The sequence below is a fragment of the Bifidobacterium commune genome, from assembly GCF_900094885.1.
GTDB lineage: Bacteria > Actinomycetota > Actinomycetes > Actinomycetales > Bifidobacteriaceae > Bifidobacterium > Bifidobacterium commune.
In genome coordinates this window covers 1-19682 of the sequence record NZ_FMBL01000001.1, presented here as the reverse complement: position 1 = coordinate 19682, position 19682 = coordinate 1, and the positions used below count along the sequence as shown (strand labels likewise).

14 protein-coding genes and 1 tRNA gene are annotated in these 19682 nt (G+C 57.8%); 6 read left to right on the top strand and 9 right to left on the bottom strand.

The window, feature by feature from the left end; all coding sequences use genetic code 11:
* Nucleotides 1-19 precede the first annotated feature (19 nt).
* Nucleotides 20-1114, bottom strand: a complete 1095-nt coding sequence (locus GA0061077_RS00075; protein WP_091846931.1) for a biotin--[acetyl-CoA-carboxylase] ligase — start codon at nucleotides 1112-1114, stop codon at nucleotides 20-22.
* 216 nt (nucleotides 1115-1330) lie between these two features.
* Here GA0061077_RS00075 and GA0061077_RS00070 point away from each other — a divergent pair, with 216 nt between their 5' ends.
* Both GA0061077_RS00070 and GA0061077_RS00065 read left to right on the top strand, forming a co-directional pair.
* Nucleotides 1331-3574 carry a DUF6020 family protein gene (locus GA0061077_RS00070; protein WP_091846930.1) on the top strand — a complete coding sequence of 748 codons (2244 nt, stop codon included), beginning with the start codon at nucleotides 1331-1333 and terminating at the stop codon, nucleotides 3572-3574.
* Between the two features lie 70 nt (nucleotides 3575-3644).
* The gene (locus GA0061077_RS00065; protein WP_183193191.1) at nucleotides 3645-4772 is read left to right on the top strand and encodes a PucR family transcriptional regulator; all 1128 of its coding nucleotides are present in this window, start codon (nucleotides 3645-3647) and stop codon (nucleotides 4770-4772) included.
* A 40-nt stretch (nucleotides 4773-4812) separates the two neighbouring features.
* Here the strand turns inward: GA0061077_RS00065 and GA0061077_RS00060 are convergent, their stop codons facing one another.
* From GA0061077_RS00060 to rplS, 4 genes are all read right to left on the bottom strand, one after another.
* Complete coding sequence (locus GA0061077_RS00060) at nucleotides 4813-5892, bottom strand: LacI family DNA-binding transcriptional regulator (RefSeq protein ID WP_091846929.1); 1080 nt, start codon at nucleotides 5890-5892, stop codon at nucleotides 4813-4815.
* A 176-nt stretch (nucleotides 5893-6068) separates the two neighbouring features.
* The gene (locus GA0061077_RS00055) at nucleotides 6069-6920 is read right to left on the bottom strand and encodes a ribonuclease HII (RefSeq protein ID WP_091847524.1); all 852 of its coding nucleotides are present in this window, start codon (nucleotides 6918-6920) and stop codon (nucleotides 6069-6071) included.
* A gap of 145 nt (nucleotides 6921-7065) precedes the next feature.
* Entirely contained in the window at nucleotides 7066-7767 is a 702-nt protein-coding gene (gene lepB, locus GA0061077_RS00050; protein WP_091846928.1) for a signal peptidase I, read from the bottom strand.
* A 200-nt stretch (nucleotides 7768-7967) separates the two neighbouring features.
* Entirely contained in the window at nucleotides 7968-8336 is a 369-nt protein-coding gene (rplS, locus tag GA0061077_RS00045; protein ID WP_091846927.1) for a 50S ribosomal protein L19, read from the bottom strand.
* A gap of 944 nt (nucleotides 8337-9280) precedes the next feature.
* On the opposite strand from rplS, the gene GA0061077_RS00035 reads away from it, so the two are divergent.
* Together GA0061077_RS00035 and GA0061077_RS00030 are read left to right on the top strand one after the other, a co-directional pair.
* A complete protein-coding gene (locus tag GA0061077_RS00035) occupies nucleotides 9281-11038 on the top strand; it encodes an ABC transporter permease (protein ID WP_091846925.1) in 1758 nt (585 codons plus the stop codon).
* Between the two features lie 133 nt (nucleotides 11039-11171).
* Nucleotides 11172-12869, top strand: coding sequence for an AAA-associated domain-containing protein (locus tag GA0061077_RS00030; RefSeq protein ID WP_091846924.1), 1698 nt, complete (start codon nucleotides 11172-11174; stop codon nucleotides 12867-12869).
* A gap of 102 nt (nucleotides 12870-12971) precedes the next feature.
* Here the strand turns inward: GA0061077_RS00030 and GA0061077_RS06910 are convergent, their stop codons facing one another.
* The 4 genes from GA0061077_RS06910 to GA0061077_RS00015 all read right to left on the bottom strand — a co-directional run bounded on the left by GA0061077_RS06910 (nucleotide 12972) and on the right by GA0061077_RS00015 (nucleotide 17762).
* Nucleotides 12972-13124 (bottom strand): hypothetical protein, encoded by a 153-nt coding sequence (locus GA0061077_RS06910; RefSeq protein ID WP_200754427.1) that lies wholly within the window; start codon nucleotides 13122-13124, stop codon nucleotides 12972-12974.
* Between the two features lie 77 nt (nucleotides 13125-13201).
* A complete protein-coding gene (pgi, locus tag GA0061077_RS00025) occupies nucleotides 13202-14896 on the bottom strand; it encodes a glucose-6-phosphate isomerase (RefSeq protein WP_091846923.1) in 1695 nt (564 codons plus the stop codon).
* Nucleotides 14897-15139: 243 nt separating this feature from the next.
* On the bottom strand, nucleotides 15140-16477 hold the full coding sequence (locus GA0061077_RS00020) for an acyltransferase family protein (RefSeq protein ID WP_091846922.1): 1338 nt from the start codon (nucleotides 16475-16477) through the stop codon (nucleotides 15140-15142).
* Nucleotides 16449-17762 (bottom strand): mannose-1-phosphate guanylyltransferase, encoded by a 1314-nt coding sequence (locus GA0061077_RS00015; RefSeq protein WP_091847523.1) that lies wholly within the window; start codon nucleotides 17760-17762, stop codon nucleotides 16449-16451. The genes GA0061077_RS00020 and GA0061077_RS00015 overlap by 29 nt, the downstream gene beginning before the upstream one ends.
* Before the next feature lie 317 nt (nucleotides 17763-18079).
* On the opposite strand from GA0061077_RS00015, the gene GA0061077_RS00010 reads away from it, so the two are divergent.
* Both GA0061077_RS00010 and GA0061077_RS00005 read left to right on the top strand, forming a co-directional pair.
* Nucleotides 18080-18152: transfer RNA gene (locus tag GA0061077_RS00010), tRNA-Thr, on the top strand.
* A gap of 649 nt (nucleotides 18153-18801) precedes the next feature.
* On the top strand, nucleotides 18802-19682 hold an 881-nt coding region (locus GA0061077_RS00005), incomplete at its 3' end, for a hypothetical protein (protein ID WP_200754426.1).

Genomic DNA, 19682 nt, shown 5'->3' with positions numbered 1-19682 from the left:
CCGGGTAACACCCATCCCGCTACGCTAGCACTCCGACATCGCCGGTTCTCACGACATGGGAGATGCCGGATTCATCCCGCACAGTCAGCGATGCATCGGCGTTGAGCGACAACGCTTCGCCCCGCACCGACGAGCCATCGGTGGACCGTACCTCAACCTGTTGCCCCAACGTCCAGCAAACAGCGCCGGTCTCATCGCGCAAATCCTCGAAGGCCTCTTGACCCCCATCGACTAGAATCGCCAGTCGCGAGCGCAGCGATTCCGTCAACTTTGCGGCGATCATATCGCGCATTGTCGGTGGGTCCGGCAATGGGCCATACAGCAACTGAAGTGATGTCGAAATCGGCGTGGGCAGATGCTCAGGCGCAATGTCGAGATTTATGCCGATGCCAAACATCACACCAAGGGCACAATCGCGTATCGACTCTGAAAGCGTTGCTGCGCTCGATCCTTCATCGCCCAACAGCACGTGATCGACGGCATATGGAGCAGCCGAACGACCATCCGGGTCCACAGAAACTCCCGAAACGCCGGAAGCCACCACCATGCCATTGCCGTCATGGGGTAATTCGACCACTTCGGCCAAGATACCGCCAAGCTTACGACCATTGCAAAAGATGTCATTGGGCCATTTGAGCGCCAATTGATGGGCGCCATCCAAAGGTTTCGCTCCACATTGCGCGAGAACCGAATTTAGCGCGTCAAGCGAAGCGAGACCGGCCGCGATGGTGAACCAACCGTTGCACGCCGGATCAGTCACCAACCGGCGAGGCAAGGCCGTAACATAGGTGACCAAAAATGAGGCTCCCTCCGGCCAAGCGCTCCATTGCCTGCCAAGCCTGCCATGACCTGCGGTCTGCGCATCGGCGCAAATTGCCGCCATCCGTGCACAACCATTCGCCCCGACAACTTGCAATTCACCGGTGGCAAGCAAGGTTCTGGCCAGAATATTCGTGGAATCGACAGCAGCCAGCGCAATCGTTTCATCGGCTGTCGCCTTGGTTCTGGACAGTTCGGGCACTACCGCACCTACCTGCCGCGCAAACGAGGCATACTGCGTTTCGGTATCACGGATACGCTGGATCATCGTCATATCACTGCTTTCATTGGTCATACGAACCACTGTATTCGCAATCCGTCCGCCTTGCCGTTGTCATTCCCTACAAATTTGTGTACGCCAGTACCGAAGTCTCCACAACAACGAAACAAGGCACGTTTGAAAACCGTTTCAAACTCCGCACGCACCCCCATCCGCGGGTCATCGAAAAGCAAGCATCAATCCGGTTTTGACACCTGCGACTTGGTTGACGCGGCACGATAGAATCCAAACATGAGCAATTGCCATCCCTCGAACGCAGACGGCCGGCAATCCGACGGCCCAAAAGCGCGTTCGGATGAGCAACGGACCGAGCGGGCCGGAACTGCCCCCAAGTCGAAGACATCCCGTTTCGGGTCCATTGGCAGCGCATTGCGCTGGGCACTGGCGATCGCCGCATGTCTTTGGCTGGCCGGCTGTACGGCGCTGGGGCCAATCTACTGGCAGTTCTATTACAATCCGAGCGCAGCCACAATCACCTCGTTCTCATGGAACAATGCGGCACTGTTCGCCAGGGCATTCATTATCTATTCCCTTGTTGTCGTCGAACTCGTCCGTTTCGCACGTGGTCAGCGTCTGCTTCCTCGCCAGCTAACAGATCTGATTCACAACCTACTTTCCTCGCTGCGCCGTTGCATCAGCGGGTTCAAACCCAAATGCACCCGTCATCCGGCACACCGTGGCGAAGCAGCGAGGCAACCGGTGAAACGATTCATCTCTCGATTCGCAACGGTTTCGCGATTATTCCTGATGAGGATAACAAATCGCAGCTGGGTAATCATGCTGACTCTTATCATCGGCTGGCTATGGGTGCCAACCACCCTGGTGACGGCGTTCGGGGCGGATATTCACAACCAATTCCGCGAGTTCAGCTGGGCATGGAATCAGTGGACCGGTCTTAAACAACCCTACATCGGCTTCTTCTCGTTCGTCCCGATGGACATCTACCCCACCGCACACTATCTTTGGCCCGATCACCCAGTGTATCTAACAGATCAGCACAACATCGTCCTCACACTCATCTACGGCGGGGTAGGCACCATCTCGCGCTATTTCACGGGCTCAAACGATTGGGGTCTGGCCGCACTCGCCTCATCACAGTTCCTTTTCGCCGCCTTCTGCGTGGCGGCCACCATGAACCGCTTCTTCAACTGTCCGTGGCTCAACTCCATCGCCATTGACACGGCGGAAGACACAGCAGGCACCGCTGAATCGGCATCACACCAACGTTCCACCAGTTCGGCAAGCAACATTGGAGCTCTACCGCGATTCGGTATACTCCTGTTTTTCCTCACCTGCCCGCTTGTTCTGTTTTCCACCATCAGCCTTACGAAATCACCACTTTTCGCATTCGCATTCGTTTGGTGGTTCGGCATCGGCTATGAGCTGCTGAGCACTGCAACAACACATACAGCCGCCACCGATTCCGGACACCTCGCTGCAATCGCAAGCCGCAGTCACAAAACCACGGAAGTCCGTTCCCGTATTTCACACTCGTGCACCAAACCGGCCCGGCAGGTACGCAAACGTACGCAAATCGCGCTCATTCTCTCGACGTTGGTAATGCTGATTTCAGCGAAATACGCGATGTACATCGTCGCCTTCGAGGTAATCGTTGCTCTGATTGCCGATAACAAACGTTGGAAAACCTACGTTATCGGAATGCTACTGCCTCTTATCCTTTTTGAGGGCGTGTTCAACCTTGCTGTACGCGACGGCCTGATTATCACCGGTGACCCGATCGAAAGCCACGGCGTTCAATTACAACAAATCGCCCGCGTCGCCGCTCTCAATCCGAACGGCATCCCGCAGGACGCACGCGACAAACTCGCGCCAATTTTCAACCTTGATCAAATGGCCGACGCATACTCCCAGCAAGATGCGGATCCGGTGAAGTCTTCGGGCATCCAAGCCAAAAAAGTAAGCTATCGCTGGCGTACGGTCACCGAGGCCGATATGAAAAACTTCAACTCCGCATGGCTCGAAATCGTCAAAGCCAACCCGCGCATCGCCATGGACGCATTGATTTCAAAGAGCTACGGATATTTTGACATTCAAGACCAGCCATACATCGACATGACATATTACGTTACGTCCGCGCAGAATCCGAATTTTACTGACTGGATTGGCGACTGGTGCAGCGGTTGGCGCAAAACGGTGACTGATTTCGTTAAGAATTGGAGTTCAAAACCGATAATCGGTTGGCTTATTCACGGCAACACCTATGTCATCATCACACTGCTGATCGGTGCGGCCGAGGTCGTTCTTCGGCGCTGGCGCACGCTGGTCATGAATCTACCGCTGTTGCTGCTGATGGGAGTCATGATTATGGCACCTGCCAATAATTTCGAGCGTCATATGCTTCCCGTCGTCTTCACGCTCAGTTTCGTACTCCTCACTTTCTGGCTGCAATCAAGGCGGGCGGCCCCAGACACATCCGTCCCAGATTCGACGCAGCCTTCGCATCAACATCGATAGTTACCAAACACACAAACGCCGATAGCCATTTTCTGGCAAAGCTGCACGCCATCGGACTAAACTCATAGTCATGAATACACAAGATACCGTCAAAACCTCCGACCGGAGCAGATTCGACGCATCCTTCGATGCCGTCAACACAAACGGTATCGACGATGAGCGCCAACCGCAAAACTCCGCCGATTTTCTTGATCTCGTCGGAAGCGAGATGGTCGCGGAGGTCGAAGAGAAAACAAGTCGCAGCCGCGGCAAATCCGACTCCCCCGCTTCCAAACGAAGACTGCCATCATGGTTACCGCCAATCAGCCGCAACCAAAGCGGAAACGACACCTCGCACCCCACCGTCAGCAACGGTTCGGATGGCGGCGCTGCAGGGCCGGCACGGCAGCACCCCACCAAGCACGCGAACGACCATGAACAAACCGAAACAACTGAGATGCTCGGCAATCGCGAAACGCTCGAAAACATTACCTTTGAGAGCCTCGTGCACGGCCTGAGTGACCGCCGCGTGACCTCGTTGCTTCATGTGCTTGGCTGGTCGGAACATTTCAGTTGTTTCGCAATCGGCGGAACGGCAGCACTCAACTTCGAACAGGCAAAATTGACAATCAAGCATAGAGCGCGCGACCTCGGCAGCGAGCATTGTCTGGTCGGACGCAGCAACGATCTGACCGTCGCCATCATCGTCGTACAAGGTGCAGCGACCCCAGAAGTGACTTGCACCGCCGCAATGCCGGCGTTTGACCCCGACAAACCAATATGTCTGGGACCCACGCGACGCAATCTCGACGGAGCGGTGAGCACTTTGCGCGCCACATTATCCACCTTCCTCGCCATACCGGCCATTCATCCGTTGCCTAGGCCAGTCCGCGCAACGGATGTGTTACCCGAGCGAGCTCTGATTGGCGACACCGACGCAATCGACGAGCTGTACCACAGTGTCTACCAGAGCCTGAAAAGCAATAACGACAGCGACCCTACGTTGCAAACAATCACGGCATTCCTGGATTCCGGTGGATCACTCGACATCGCCGGCAAGGCGCTTAACGTACATCCAAATACCGTGCGCTATCGCATCAAGCGCACTGCGGACACCACCGGCTGGGACGCCAACGACCCAAGGGATGCCTACGTGCTGCGCACCGCCATCATCATCGGAAGCATCCGCGACGCCCGTCCAGAACATAGGCAGGACTGAACTCGACACTCAAATCGCCCTTGCCGCAGACAGGGCGCAACTACACTCTCGGCACAGGCCCCAGCGAATGGCGTTGAATCAGTTCGGCATGAATCAGGCCAGCCCCGTGAGCACTCGCCACGAACGCGGTTTCACCTCCGGCACCCAGCAAACGCAGCACCTCACGCATTGCGGCAGTGCCCAAGTCGTCAAAATCGGGACGCACGGTGGTCAATGGCGGCCATAGATCGCTCACACCTGCCATATCATCGAACCCCACCAAGCTGATATCCTGTGGCACGCGAATACCATGCTCATGCAAGGCCCGCACCACACCGATTGCCTGCGCGTCATTGGCGGTCACCACGACGGTGGGTTTGCGAGCGCCGGACGATCCGATGCTCTCGAGCTCATGGTTCATACGCGCGTATGCTTCGGAGGAATCCCACGAATCACACTGTATCTCTCGCGATTCGATCAGTTGGGCCGCTGAAGCCTTACGCCAACCAAGCAGTCGCGTCGCCGCATCGCGCCATTGCAATGGCCCAGAAAAATACAGCGCCGAGCGGTGGCCCAAACGAGCAACCAAACCGGCCACCTCTCGCATCGCACCCCACTGATCAACACCGACGATGGCCGTGCGCTTGCGTCCTTCGGGATCCATCAGCCCACCTGCACGACTCATCGAAAGATTGCCGTGAGTGGACGTGACCAGCACGCGAGGCTCGGACAAACGGGTACGACATGCCGCGGAAAGCATGACATCAGTCGGGGTCAAAAAGATGAAGGCGTCAACATTCTGCTCTTCGAACGTACGACAAAGATTTTCGAATTCCTGCTGCGTGCACAGTGCCTCATGCACCATGGAAACCGCAAGAAACAAGCCGTGACGTCGAGCTGTCTCCTGAACGGTTGAGATGGCCGAAAGAGGGCCGAGGAAATCCCGACCACCGGCAATCAATCCGATGGTGCGGGAACGTTGCGATGCAAGGGTTCTGGCCGAATTGCTGGGACGGTATCCCAGCACGTCGATGGCCTGTTGGACGCGGGTTCGTGTGGTTTCGGAAACATCGGAAGAATGGTTGATGACACGCGATACGGTTTGATGACTCACCCCTGCCATCTTGGCGACTTCGAACATCGACGGTCGTTTCTGCTGTCTGCGTTCCGCACCCACACTTGCCTCCCTCAATGACCGATCGGTTTGCCTTGACATCTCTTTACGACAGTGGCGTCCGGTGCTCGTTCACGAGTTTACCCGACATCGCCTATCAACACCGACCACTGCAGGCCGCATCTCCGCTACGATTACACCGCTCAGGTCAAATGCCAGCTAACACGATGCAACGGAGTCGCGCCATACTGGGCGATGGCCTCACGGTGGGCGGTCGAACCGTAACCCTTGTTCCGCTTCCATTGATAGGGCGCGTAGTTCGGATTGCCTTGGGCCAGCGCAACCATCAGCCGATCTCGGGTGACCTTGGCGATAACCGACGCAACCGAGACAAGGACACAGCTTTGGTCGGCCTTCACCTTAGTGGTCACATCCGGCAAAATCGGCACGCCCGGAGCATCAAAGGTTCCGGCAACCTTGGAAATGTAATTATTAGGTCCGTCAAGAATGGCACCGACACGAGGCCGGTCGGAACCCGAAAAGCATCCCGAAGAAAGACCACTGTCAACAGACACGGCGACAGAAGACCCGGAACTCGTTTCCGCGTCGCAAGCCGCGGATGCAACGCCGATGTTCAGTTCTCGTTCGACTTCGTTAATCGCACGCAGGGCCGCAATGCCGAGCGCATAGGAGATACCCCATTCGTCGATTTCCGTGTTGCTGGCCTGCCCGACCGCGCTGGCGGCGCACCATGAGAGCAGACCATCGAACATCGCCTCGCGCTTATATTCGGTAAGCAACTTGGAATCAGTCACGCCTTCCGGTATGCCAAGCACTCCGACATCACACGACCACACCACCGCCGCTCCCACCATCACGGGTCCGGCAAGGGCACCACGCCCCACCTCATCCAAACCGATAATGAGATCGAAACCCTGTCCTGCCAATTCACGCTCGAGTTCCAAGGTGGGCGTAATGCGAGCATGTGAGCCCCCACGTTTGGAGCCTATGGTCAAATCTTCGCAGTCCGAAGCTGAGGTTGCATCCACACTCATCCATGCGACCTTTCCACGATTTCGGTCATCATCTACATCGGCCATCACCGGCAACACAACGCACACCGTTTAACACTGACCACGAGCCCATTAATTACACTGTGATGGTTCCCAAGGCTGCAATAAGCCGCAGCCAACAGCCTGGCTATTTCTTCGGAGCATCCGGCACTGATTCAAACACCTCATGGTGCGAATTCATGGTCCTGAAATGGGCGAACGGCCAGAACGTGAGCATGGCCACCCCAATGATGTTCTTCATCGGCACCAGTCCGCCGTTGCCGTCATCAGCATGGTATCGAGAATCCGCGGAATTTGCACGGTTATCACCCATCACAAAGACATTGCCGGCAGTCACCTTGACACTGAACGGGAAAATACTGGGCTCGACACCGGGTTTAAGATAAACGGATTCATCTATGGCCACACCGTTGACGGTGACGGGAGCGCCGCCACCCTTGCATTCCACCATGTCGCCAGGCATGCCAATAACTCGTTTGATAAGGTCGTCCGAACCATGGCTTTGCTTGCCGACAAGCCAGCGGGCAGGGTCACTGAACACAACGACATCGCCGCGTTTGACGGTCTTGAGCGGACCAGCAAGACGGTTGGTAATCAGACGGTCGCCTATCGCGATGGTATCTTCCATCGAACTGGACGGAATGACATAGACTCCGATGGCGAACATGCGCAGCAGCACCAACACAAGCAGAAGCGCCACAAACTCAACCGCATAGTGCACCATCTCACGATCGGCGGACGAGCTGGAACCATTGCGCTTGGCATGCTTTGCGCGGTAGCTCAACCCCTTGCCAGTTTGTGTACTCCGCCGCACTTCTTCCGATGCCATGAGACCTCCAGACAATCCTTTTATATCTCGTCCCGCAGCGGCTTCTGCCAGTTCGCTGTGCAACGACGACTTCTTAGTTCATGATACCGCCGACGGCAAGCAAGCTACGCTCGCTACGCGACGATGTTCCTTCATGAAAAACGGCGGCCAAGCTTTGCAAGCCCAACCGCCGTTCTTCATGTAGCCTTCTAGGCCGGCATTCACGCCTTGGCGCTCTTGTCCTGGCGCTCGACAATACGAGCAGCCTTACCGCGCAGTGCGCGCAGGTAGTAGAGCTTGGCGCGGCGAACACGGCCACGACGAACGACCTTGATGGAATCGATCGACGGGGAGTGCAGCGGGAAGCGGCGCTCAACACCGGTGCCGAAGCTGATCTTGCGGACGATGAACGTCTCGCGCAGACCAGTGCCCTTACGAGCAATCACCACGCCGGTGAACGCCTGGAGACGGGAGTTGTTACCTTCCTGAATCTTGACGTTGACCTCGACGGTATCGCCCGGACGGAACTCCGGAATCTCATCCGAAGGCTTCATATGCTTGGCATCAAATGCCTCAATAGCGTTAACCATTGTTTCACCTGTCGCTGCCGCATATCAGCGTACATATCGGGGGCGGCGCGGCACTTTCGTGCCCAACGGCCGACAAAGCCGAACGCACCCACTACCGTTTCCGCCGAAACCCGGCGGAATGTTGCCGATTCGCCGCAAAAAGTATGTACCCAAACAAACGGATGGCACCAAGCGGCTGAACCCTAATGAAGAAGCGAACCCATGCGGCAGCCCGCTTCTTGGCATAACAGGGTTCGATTTTAGTCAACTACAGCGACAGAAAACAAAGCCAGAGCAGCACGATATCAGACCAACCGAGACACAGCACAACAGACTTTACATCGTCGCCACGGCCTTGCTGCCAGCACAGCTATGCAATACGTTTCAGGCTTTTCCGCGTCGGTATGCATCAATCGGCAAGTCTGGAAGTCCACCGCTGACGTACGACAAATAGTCAATACGGATTTGACAAGTCTCTTCAAGACCTCTATCTTAAGGGCGTTAGCACTTTCTGCGCCAAACGCACCGAATCAAAGGAGGTGAGGATCATGGCTGACGATCTCCCTAGCAGTATCAGCGATCTGCATCATTTGTCCGGCTGTGTTCGACCTTACCTCGTCACGACAGTCTGACCGCGGATAAAAGGTACATTTGATTCTTATTCGTCACGCTACGAGCATAAGACGAAGCAGAGCATATTCCTCAAACCGCGCCGATGCGGTCGTTCCCAGTTTTTCGTTTTCATTCGTCCCAACGTATCCGACCAGATAAAACCAGAGGCTCGAGAGCAAGCGATACCTGTCAAATCAGACAGTTCCTACGACTCGCACCGATCTGCCAAACAGCTGACAGGCAACGTCGTGGGATCATCGACCACCGGCCCTCACCATTGCCAGCGCAGCGCCATACCGCTCCCGAATCCACGGTCCACCGATATCGCGATACGATATTCGTGAGGAATCATCATGACCAACCGTTTCTTCAATTTCAACCGCGCCGCACCTGACGCACGGTCGGATGTCAGCTTCACCAGGCGTCTGGTTTCCGACTGCGTGGTGACTGTCGGCGTCTTGGCCCTTTTCGGCCTTATCGCTTGGATCCTGCCGGCCATCGACGCGCCAGTCGGACCGGAAGGCATTCCATCCACCGTCTCGACCGACCCGTCCAACCTGCCTTATTATGCCCTGCGCTCGGTGTTTCGCATGGCCATCGCGCTGTTCATCTCGCTGATCTTCACGTTCGTCTACGGCCTGGCGGCAGCACGGTCACGGCGGCTCGGCAAGATTCTCATCCCCCTACTCGACATCCTGCAGTCCGTGCCGATCCTGGGCTTCCTTTCAGCCACAGTGACCATCTGGCTGGCTCTTTTCCCCGGCTCCATGATGGGCGTTGAGGCCGCGTCGATCTTCGCCATCTTCACCTCGCAGGCTTGGAACATGACGTTCGCATTCTACCGCTCGTTGCAAAGCGAACCCAAGGAACTCGACGAAGCAGTGCGCAACCTGCGGCTTTCGCATTGGCAGCGCTTCTGGGTGCTCGATGTGCCCAATTCCATGATTCCGCTGCTGTGGAACATGATGATGAGCGTCGGTGGCGGCTGGTTCTTCCTGACCGCATCCGAAATGATTTCGGTAAACAACCGCACGTATGCACTTCCCGGTATCGGCAGCTACGTCGAAGCCGCGGCAGCCGAGCAACAGCCGGACAAAATCGGTTGGGCCATTTTGACCATGGTCATCGTCGTGGTCGCCATCGATATCCTTGTATGGAAACCGCTCACCGCTTGGGCCGAAAAATTCCGCATCACGCAAAGCGAATCGACCGAGCCCAAGCGCAGCGCCGTGCTGACGCTGATTCGCCAGTCGCACATCGATGATCTACTCGCGCGCATATTGCGCCCCTTGGGCCAGTTCCTTGATTGGATCACACGCCCGCTCGGCCGTACCGGCTCGAAGTGGGGTGCCAAACCCAGTCGTCGCCGCGCCGGAGACATCGTTTTTGCTGCGATCATCGGAATTCTGGTCATCGCAGGCACTGCGGAACTGATGATTTCCATCGCCCGAACGACCGGCTTGGCGGAGCTTGGCACCGCTTTCGGACTGGGAAGCATCACCTTCCTGCGCGTCGCCCTGCTCACCGCCCTGTGCTCCATCGTTTGGGTACCGGTGGGGGCCATCATCGGCATGAACCCGAAGGTCTCGCGCCTTATTCAACCGTTGGTGCAGGTACTGGCAAGCTTCCCGGCGAACTTCATCTTCCCGTTCGTGGTGATGGTGTTCGTGCTCTGGAATATCAGCATCAACTGGGGTTCAATCCTACTGATGGCACTCGGCACGCAATGGTACATCCTCTTCAACGTCATCGCCGGCGCATCCGCCATTCCCGATGATTTGGTGGAAATGACGCGGAACTTCCATATCACCGGGTGGATGAAATGGAAAACCCTTATCCTGCCGGCCGTTTTCGGCTCGTGGGTAACCGGCGGCATCACCGCTGCAGGCGGCGCATGGAACGCATCCATCGTCTCCGAAATTGTGAGCTACGGACACCATACGTTGGTGGCAAAGGGCCTCGGTTCCTACATCGCGGAAGCGACTGCCCACGCCGAAGGCATGAAGACCATCATCGGGGTGACCGTGATGGCCATCTTCGTGGTCGCCGTCAACTATCTCTTCTGGAACCCGCTGGAGCGTCTGGCCGCCCGTCGTTTCAACATCGCCTGAGCCAAGGAGGCATCCGATGAGCACGACAAGTCGAACAACAATGAACCGGTTCCCACAACATCGACCGTTGACGCATCAACCGATTACCCACACACAATGAACCGTTTGGAAACGCCAAGCAAAGGAAACCACCATGAACTTCAACAAACTGCGTAAGGCCATCACCGGCGACACCGAAGCAGACACCATCACCACAATCGACACCCGCGAGCACAAACACAACCACAGGCCAGTCAATCCGCACTTCGTCGACCTGGACGCCGACAACGCCGGCACCGTCATCGAAGCGAGCCACATCAGCCAAAGCTTCACCTCGGAAAAGGGCAATGAAACCACCGTTCTCGACGACATCTCCTTCGACCTGCACGAAGGTGAAATCGTGGCGATTCTTGGTCGCAGCGGCGCCGGCAAATCGACGTTTCTACGCATTCTTGCCGGTCTGATTCCGCCGAGCACCGGTCAGGTATCCTATCGCGACAAGGAACTCAACGGGCCGAATCCGGGAGTGGCGCTGGTGTTCCAGACCTTCGCGCTAATGCCATGGTTGAGCGTGAAAGACAACGTCGAGCTCGGCCTCGAAGCACGCGGCATACCTCGGGCACAGCGCGAGAAAATGGCACTGGAAGCCATCGACGCCATCGGCCTGGACGGTTTCGAATCCGCCTACCCCAAGGAACTGTCCGGCGGCATGAAGCAGCGCATCGGCATCGCACGCGCGCTGGTGCTGCAACCGGACGCCCTCTTCATGGACGAACCGTTCAGCGCACTGGACGTACTCACCGCCGAAAACCTGCGTCAAGAGGTCCTGAAGCTTTGGAACGACAACCAAAGCGGCATCAAATCCATCCTCATCGTCACACACAACATCGAAGAGGCCGTACAGATGGCCGACCGCGTGGTCGTGCTCGGCTCGCACCCCGGACACCTCATCGCGCAGGTACCAGTGGACCTGCCGCGACCACGCGACAAGCACACACCTGAGTTCGAAGCGATGGTGGACAAGCTCTATACCATCCTCACCGGCCAGGAATCACAGAACAACAACGAAAATGCGGAAGAGAGCAGCGACAATGCCCCTGCCGATCAATCAACTTCCGCAATCCAACGGAAGGAGGCAGCCGCAAGCGATGCTGCCACATCCCAGACCGACGAAAATCCTCAAACGCCGGAGGACGCAGGCGGCGCCAACGCCAGCGATAAGCAAAACAGCAAGGACGAGAGAAACCAGGATGTGGCCGGCAAGCAGACGACCGACGGACGCAAGACGCATGACGCCACACAAGCGAAGGCCAACGAAAAACTGACGGCTCACGAGAACGACACCAAGGCCAAAAACACCGACGCAGGCACCGAATTGTTGCCGAACGCCACCCCCGGCGGACTGGCAGGCCTGCTCGACGTGGTGTCCAATTACCAGGACGGCGTAGATTTGTCGGATCTTGCGGCCGACCTGTCATTCGAGGTCGACGACCTCTTCCCTCTGATCGACGCGGCGACCATGCTCAGCCTGCTGACGGTGAACAACGGCCACTGCTCCATCACCAAGGAAGGCGACCGCTGGTGCCACGCGGGCGTCTTGGAGGCAAAACAGATGTTCGCCCAGCTCGTCATGGACCACGCACCGTTGGTGCGCACCATCGACCGGGCCCTGCACAACAATCCTGACAAGGATCTGCGCGGCGAGCTGATTCTCGATTTGCTGCGCAGCCAGCACACCGATGAGGAGGCTCAGCAGCAGTTCGACATCGCAGTGACCTGGGGTCGTTACGGCGAGCTCTTCGACTACGACTCCGACGACGACAAGCTCACCTTGGACGACGCCGACAAGTAAACACGGAAACCGAGCTACTCCTGACGAAACAGACAACGTTCGACAGGGGCGACGACAGTGCCGACGCCAGACACCATTCGGCGGAGACAACTAATACCGAAATCAGCCACCTCCGAACGATCCGCCTCCGGAACAGCCACCGAAGCCGCCACCGTTCGAGCCGTCACTGACACCACCGAACGAAGCACTGCTGCAGCGTGCGTACATTGCCGCAAAGGACACGAAAACACCCCGATCATCGAACAGAATTTCCATTGTCCAACAATCGGGGTGTGATTCAAAACTGGCGGGCGCCCATTGCCTATCGGTGTTCGCGCAAGCCAGCAGCCGCTTTACTTGCGGTGTTCTCGGTAGAAGCGAATGAGGCTCTGCGTGGAGGCGTCCTGCTGCGCAAGCGCCTCGTCATCCTGCGAGATTGCCGGGGTGATCTGGCGAGCAAGCTGCTTGCCGAGCTCGACGCCCCACTGATCGAAGGAATCGATGCCCCACACGGTGCCCTGAACGAAGGTGATGTGCTCGTAGAGCGCGATAAGCTCACCAACAGAGAACGGGGTCAGCGAATCACCGAAGATGGAGGTGGTCGGACGGTTGCCGGTGAAGACGCGGGCAGGAACTATGGCTTCCGGCGTGCCTTCGGCGCGAACCTCGTCGGCGGTCTTGCCGAACGCCAGTGCCTTGGTCTGTGCGAAGTAGTTGCCGAGGAAGAGCTCATGAACATCTTGACCGCTGTCCTTGGCGGGGTTCGGCGTGTTGGCGAAGGCGATGAAGTCGGCGGGAATCAGCTGCGTGCCCTGGTGGATCAGCTGGTAGAAGGCGTGCTGACCGTTGGTGCCGGGCTCACCCCAGAAGACTTCGCCGGTGTCGCTGGTCACCGGAGTGCCGTCCCAGCGCACGGACTTGCCGTTGGACTCCATGGTGAGCTGCTGCAGGTAGGCCGGGAAGCGGTGCAGGTACTGGTCGTAGGGCAGCACGGCGTGGGTGGCGGACTTGAAGAAGTTGCGATACCAAACGTTGAGCATTCCCAGCAATACGACGACGTTCTCCTCGAGAGGCGTGTTGGCGAAGCACTCGTCGATCTCATGGAAGCCGCCGAGGAACTCCTCGAAACGCTTGGGCCCGAAGACGATAGCGAGCGAGGTGCCCACCGCGGAGTCAACGGAGTAACGACCGCCAACCCAGTTCCAGAAGCCGAAGGCATTCTCCGGGTCGATACCGAATTCGGCTACGGCCTCGAGGTTGGTGGAAACCGCGATGAAGTGCTTGCGGATGGCATCGGCGTTGTTCTCGTCCGAACCGTCGATAGCACCGTTGGCCTTGAGGGTGTCGAGCAGCCATGTGCGGGCCTCACGTGCGTTGGTCAGGGTTTCCAACGTGGTGAAGGTCTTGGACACAACAATGAACATCGTGGTCTCGGGATCGAGGCCCTTCGTCTTTTCGGCGATGTCGTTGGGATCGATGTTGGAGACATAACGAGCAGAAATGCCGGCATCTGCGTAAGGTTTGAGCGCCTCGTAGACCATTACCGGGCCCAGGTCGGATCCTCCGATGCCGATGTTGACGACGGTTTCGATCTTCTTGCCGGTCACGCCGCGCCATTCGCCGCTGCGCACCTTGTCTGCGAACGCATAAATCTTGTCGAGGATGTCGCGCACGTCCTTGACCACGTCCTGGCCGTCGACGATGTACTTGCCCTCATCGGAAGCCGGGCGACGCAACGCGGTGTGGAGCACAGCGCGGTCTTCGGTGTTGTTGATGTGCACGCCTTCGTACATGGCCTTGCGGCGATCCTCGAGGTTGACGGCCTTCGCAAGATCTGCGAACAGCTTGAGCGTTTCGGGCTTGATGAGGTTCTTCGAAAGGTCGAAGTGAAGGTCACCTGCGTCGAAGCTGAGCTTCTCGACACGGTCAGGCTCTTCGGCGAACCACTTCTTGAGGTCGATGCCTTCGTTGTTCAGTTGATCGAAATGCTGCTGCAACGCCGCCCACTCCGGGGTTTTGGTCGCGTCGACAGGAGGATTGATGGCCATAATTCGGTAAGGTCCTTTCATCACGTGCGGCAGTGGTTTTGCAGCCTTAACGTTGCTCTTCCAAGGCATTGTTTCCACCGCCTGCTACATCTCCCAACTTACTCACAAAAGCGGACAGAACTGCACAAAAAAGCGTCGTCGCATCCCACCCCTACCCGCGTGTCGACCGAGATTCAACTCGGACCACACTCTTCCAAGCATTGAATCGAACAAACGTTGTTAGCCGGTCGAAATCTGCGGCCGCTATGCGAGTTTGACTTGGCGCAGCAGGGGTTGGCGGATGAGGCGGTCGATCAGGCAGATGATGACAACCAGAGCCAATGCGGCGAATATTGCGGACAGGCACCAGGCTAATTGCCAACCGGCGCACTCGAGCGCGGAACCGGCGAGGGCAGCCGCCGACGCGCGGCTTAGCGACGGGGCGGTGAGTCGGTTTTGGATAACGCGCATGACGCCGTAGCCCAGGGCTTGGGCGATGTAATAGCCCAAAATGCCCGATGTCAGCATCTCGATTAGAGCCTTGCCCTTCTTGGCAGCTCGCGTGCCGGCTTCGTGATTACGGACACCTCGAGAGCAGACGGCGACCATTAACGCAGCAACCGCAAGAACAAAGGAAATCGGCGAGGTCGACTTGAACGACAACGCTGAGAGCAACCCGTAGTCACGACGCATCGTGAACACGGCGGCGAGCAACATCGCCAGCGCCGCCACGCATCCGATGATGGAAAGCCAGAATCCACGCAACATCCACACATACCGTTCCACAGGCGACCCGTCGGACTTCTCGGCCCTCTCACCCCTATGTGCCCTGCGAATCATGATTCCCAAAACGCCGGCAAGAACAAACGAAACAAAATAGCTCACCGCCCCAATCTGCTTGCGCCAACTCGCGGCAGTCAGCTGGCCGAAATCTCCTCGTGCCGTAAGCGCAACGTAAACATTGAGCGCATACAGCACCAGTAACACACCACCCGCCAGCCATGCCTGCCAGCGCTTGCCGCAGCGCGCGACCACCCAACCGATCAGCGGCGCGAGGGCGATGAAGAACATATAGAGCCACACGAATTCGATGTTGTAGGTCACCCACCACACGCTGCCAATGTCCTCAACTGGCATAAGCCAACGGTTCACGGCAACAAATATCAGCACATAGAACGCCACCGCGGCTACCACTTTCACCACACGCCAGGCCGTCGAACGGACCTGCGCCGACCAGAAGTGCGGCTCGCGCGAACGTTCAGCAGCGGACGGAATGAGAAAGAACCCGGAAATCATGAAGAAGACATGATTGCCCCACGATCCCAACAATTGCAAAAGCGCCAAAACCCACACCAAAGGTCGGGATGCTGCCAAAACCGCGACATCCGAAACGGGCGCTCCGGCGCCACCCTGCAACACCGAGGCCTGCGGCCCCAGCACCACCATCTGCTCGAAGATGGGCAGAAACGCGTGAAACACAGCAATGCCGCAGATAGCCAGCAGCCTAAGCAGTTCAACGGAAAACATGCGACGGCGTGCCGGTGCGGCAGACGCGGGCGCGGCCACGGAAACACTAGAGGATGTCATCTCGTCCTTCGCCATCGAGATACGCCACCATATCCTTGACCTCTTGACTGCGGGCGCGCGGGGCAATCAGCAGCGCGTCAGGCGTGTCGGCAATCACCATGTCGTTGACTCCGAGCAGCGCGATGGTGCGGTCGGAAAGCGGCATCACCACATCGCCGGCGCTGTCGAGGCTCACCACTTTGTCTGTATCGCCCAGAATCTTGATGTTGCGCGAGCCAGTGCTCGGCAGCAGCACGGCCACGGAGTTGAAGTCGCCGATGTCGTCCCAGCCGAAATCGCCGGGAACCATCGCCACGCCCCCCGCCACGCTCAACGGCTCAGCAACCGCGTAATCAAAGGCAATTTTTTCGATGCCGGGCCAGTAGGTCGCCATCGCTTCGTCAATCGCAGCCGCGTTGACGTTGGTATCAGCATCAGCACCGGGAGCAGCGTTATCACCAGCGCCGCCCTCACCAGCCCCATCAGCAAACCGGCCGTCGGTACGATTCTCGCTCTGGGCCACACGCTGGGCCGCTGCGGTCTGCTCACTGGAGGCCGCCGCCGACCCGTTTTGCCCGTCAACCGCCGCGTATGCATCGGCGATGTGCGAAACGGCATCGTACAGCTGCGGCTTGTATTCACGCAAATGTTCAAGCAACACATCTGCCCGCATCACGAACATTCCGGCGTTCCAACGATATTCGCCCGTGGAAAGGTAAGCCTGCGCCGTGGCGGAATCCGGCTTCTCGACGAAGCGCTCCACCAGCCTGGCACTCGGCGCGCCCGCAATTTCCGCGCCGAGCGAGCGGCCCTGATGGATGTAACCGAACGCCGTGGACGGACGCGAGGCCGCAATGCCGATGGTCGCCACGTACCCGGCGCGCGCCGCCACCACCGCCTGAGCCACCGCATCAGCAAACGACTCTTTGCCACGGATAACGTGATCGGCCGCAAACGACCCGACAACAATATGGTCGCCATGCCGCCGCGCCAGAACCGCCGTCGCCAGCGCAATGGCCGCCGTCGAATCACGAGGCACCGGCTCGGCAAGAATGTTGGATGCCTTAAGCTCAGGAAGCTGCGCCTCCACCGCCGCCACATGCCGCCAACCGGTGCTCACCAGAACGCGATCGGGACCGGCAAGGCGCGCAAGCCTGTCGAATGTGGACTGAATCAGCGTACGGCCATTCCCCATCAGGTCATACAGGAACTTAGGTCTCGCCCCGCGGCTGAGCGGCCACAACCTCGAACCGGTGCCGCCCGCAGGAATGACGGCATAGAAATCTATGAAATTGTCACCTTGATTCGGTGTCTGCGGCATGATGTCGTTCAACGTGCACATCCCCAATCGTCCGGTCGCATGGCGTGCTTGCTCCCCCTATTCTCGCTCAGCCCGTTGTCATTGCCATCAACCGCTTCAAGACACGGACGGCATGGGTGGAAACGCCTGCACGGAGGCACTTACTATCCGGCGAAAACAAGCACCATCGAGTCTGGTATATTCAAGCACAATTCAACACGCTTCAATACCGACAAAGGTTCCCCCAACACAGCCAAACACCGCCGCCTTGGACAAAATCGACACCATCAGGTAGTATTCTTATTTCGTGCGCGGGTGGCATACACCTTCCGAGCATCGCCGCTTTAGCTCAGTTGGTAGAGCGTCTCACTCGTAATGAGAAGGTCGACAGTTCGATTCTGTCAAGCGGCTCTTTCTATCGGCAGTTCGTGCCATCAACACACATTTCATATCTTCTCGCCAACACCATCATGAAACCCCATAGCCACACGCGAATTTACTATCTACACTACATTCCGCCTATCGCATTGTGATAGAAAACGGTCCACAATGACATTCGACGGGCATCGAACGCACGGACCGGACGGCGAAACAAGAGGAGGTAGTGCCACCGTAGGCATCCTCAACACCATCATCAGCATCACACTGTGCATCATTGTGGCAATTGCCCCCCCCCCGACCAGATGAAAACCAACCACACCGGCACCGCAGGCAAGAACGTCTGAAAACCAGCCCCGCAGCACACATCGTCACACAGACGGCCGCGCGACGAAACACCGCACCCGAAACCAGCGCCCACAACGCGTTCTGGACTTGCCGTACGACGTGTGTGTGGAGGGGGGGGAGGCGCCGGCGCCGACTGATCACGCATGCCAGTGGCCGACATGCGGCCCCGCAGCTCGCTTCGCCACGCCGAAAACACGCGCCAAGTCATACGACATAACACACCGACTTAACCTATGTATTAGACACGTCTTATTATTATGTTGCATATACAGTCCGGGAGACCATCGCGCTCGGACGCGCGATCCGGCCAAAACTCAGCAAAGGTAGGGGTACCTTGGGTATTTTCAGCATTCTTGTAAGCGTCGCTGTATGCGTAACCATGACGGCGATACCTCCGGAACCCTCCGGAGAACACGCAATCGGAACAACGCAAACGCAGCAAGCCGCCAATCCCGGCACGTCCACGCAACGAAGCACGACACCGCACGCCACACCCGTCAGCGAAACAACCGGAACACCCGGAACCAAGCCGGGACAAGCCGGACCCGCATCGGAACCGACGGCACCACCCATCCACCACGACACCGCAGCCACGGGCGCACCCACCGAATCACCCACCGCACCACTCGCACCGGCCGCACCACGCATCAACGCAACCGAATCACAGAACCGAACCAGCATCACACACAACGCCATCGGACCACAGGACGGCACCTGCACACCCACAAGCGGAACATGGGGGACACCCGCAACCGACACCCTCGTCAACAACGTGCCCGACAGGGACCCGGGCACCGTCCAATGGGACATCGACAGCCAATGCACCCTCACCATCCACCACGGCACCTCACCCGACTACGGGGGCTTCAACTACAAATTCCCATGGGACGCGTACCGCAACACCATCACCACAATCCACATCGACGGCAACCTCACACTCCACACCACCTACCGCTTCTACCCCGGCTTCGGTGCGTTCCGAGACATGCCCGAGCTGAGTGAGGTGCGGATCGACGGCACACTCCACCTCTCCCAAAAAGCCGCAGCCTCACTGTTCAATGAGGATTCCGCCCTTACTGCATTCACCGGCACCAACCCCGCAGGGTTCGAAACCAGCCAAACCACCGACATGAGCTACATGTTCGACGACTGCAAGTTGTTGGCATCACTCGATCTCACCCACTTCAACACCACCAACACCACCAACATGCACGG

Bases quoted from the DNA above. Each gene is read 5' to 3' on its own strand.
- GA0061077_RS00075 (WP_091846931.1), bottom strand. From the start codon at position 1,114: ATGACCAATGAAAGCAGTGATATGACGATGATCCAGCGTATCCGTGAT.
- GA0061077_RS00070 (WP_091846930.1), top strand. From the start codon at position 1,331: ATGAGCAATTGCCATCCCTCGAACGCAGACGGCCGGCAATCCGACGGC.
- GA0061077_RS00065 (WP_183193191.1), top strand. From the start codon at position 3,645: ATGAATACACAAGATACCGTCAAAACCTCCGACCGGAGCAGATTCGAC.
- GA0061077_RS00060 (WP_091846929.1), bottom strand. From the start codon at position 5,892: ATGTTCGAAGTCGCCAAGATGGCAGGGGTGAGTCATCAAACCGTATCG.
- GA0061077_RS00055 (WP_091847524.1), bottom strand. From the start codon at position 6,920: ATGAGTGTGGATGCAACCTCAGCTTCGGACTGCGAAGATTTGACCATA.
- lepB (WP_091846928.1), bottom strand. From the start codon at position 7,767: ATGGCATCGGAAGAAGTGCGGCGGAGTACACAAACTGGCAAGGGGTTG.
- rplS (WP_091846927.1), bottom strand. From the start codon at position 8,336: ATGGTTAACGCTATTGAGGCATTTGATGCCAAGCATATGAAGCCTTCG.
- GA0061077_RS00035 (WP_091846925.1), top strand. From the start codon at position 9,281: ATGACCAACCGTTTCTTCAATTTCAACCGCGCCGCACCTGACGCACGG.
- GA0061077_RS00030 (WP_091846924.1), top strand. From the start codon at position 11,172: ATGAACTTCAACAAACTGCGTAAGGCCATCACCGGCGACACCGAAGCA.
- GA0061077_RS06910 (WP_200754427.1), bottom strand. From the start codon at position 13,124: ATGGAAATTCTGTTCGATGATCGGGGTGTTTTCGTGTCCTTTGCGGCA.
- pgi (WP_091846923.1), bottom strand. From the start codon at position 14,896: ATGGCCATCAATCCTCCTGTCGACGCGACCAAAACCCCGGAGTGGGCG.
- GA0061077_RS00020 (WP_091846922.1), bottom strand. From the start codon at position 16,477: ATGGCGAAGGACGAGATGACATCCTCTAGTGTTTCCGTGGCCGCGCCC.
- GA0061077_RS00015 (WP_091847523.1), bottom strand. From the start codon at position 17,762: ATGCCGCAGACACCGAATCAAGGTGACAATTTCATAGATTTCTATGCC.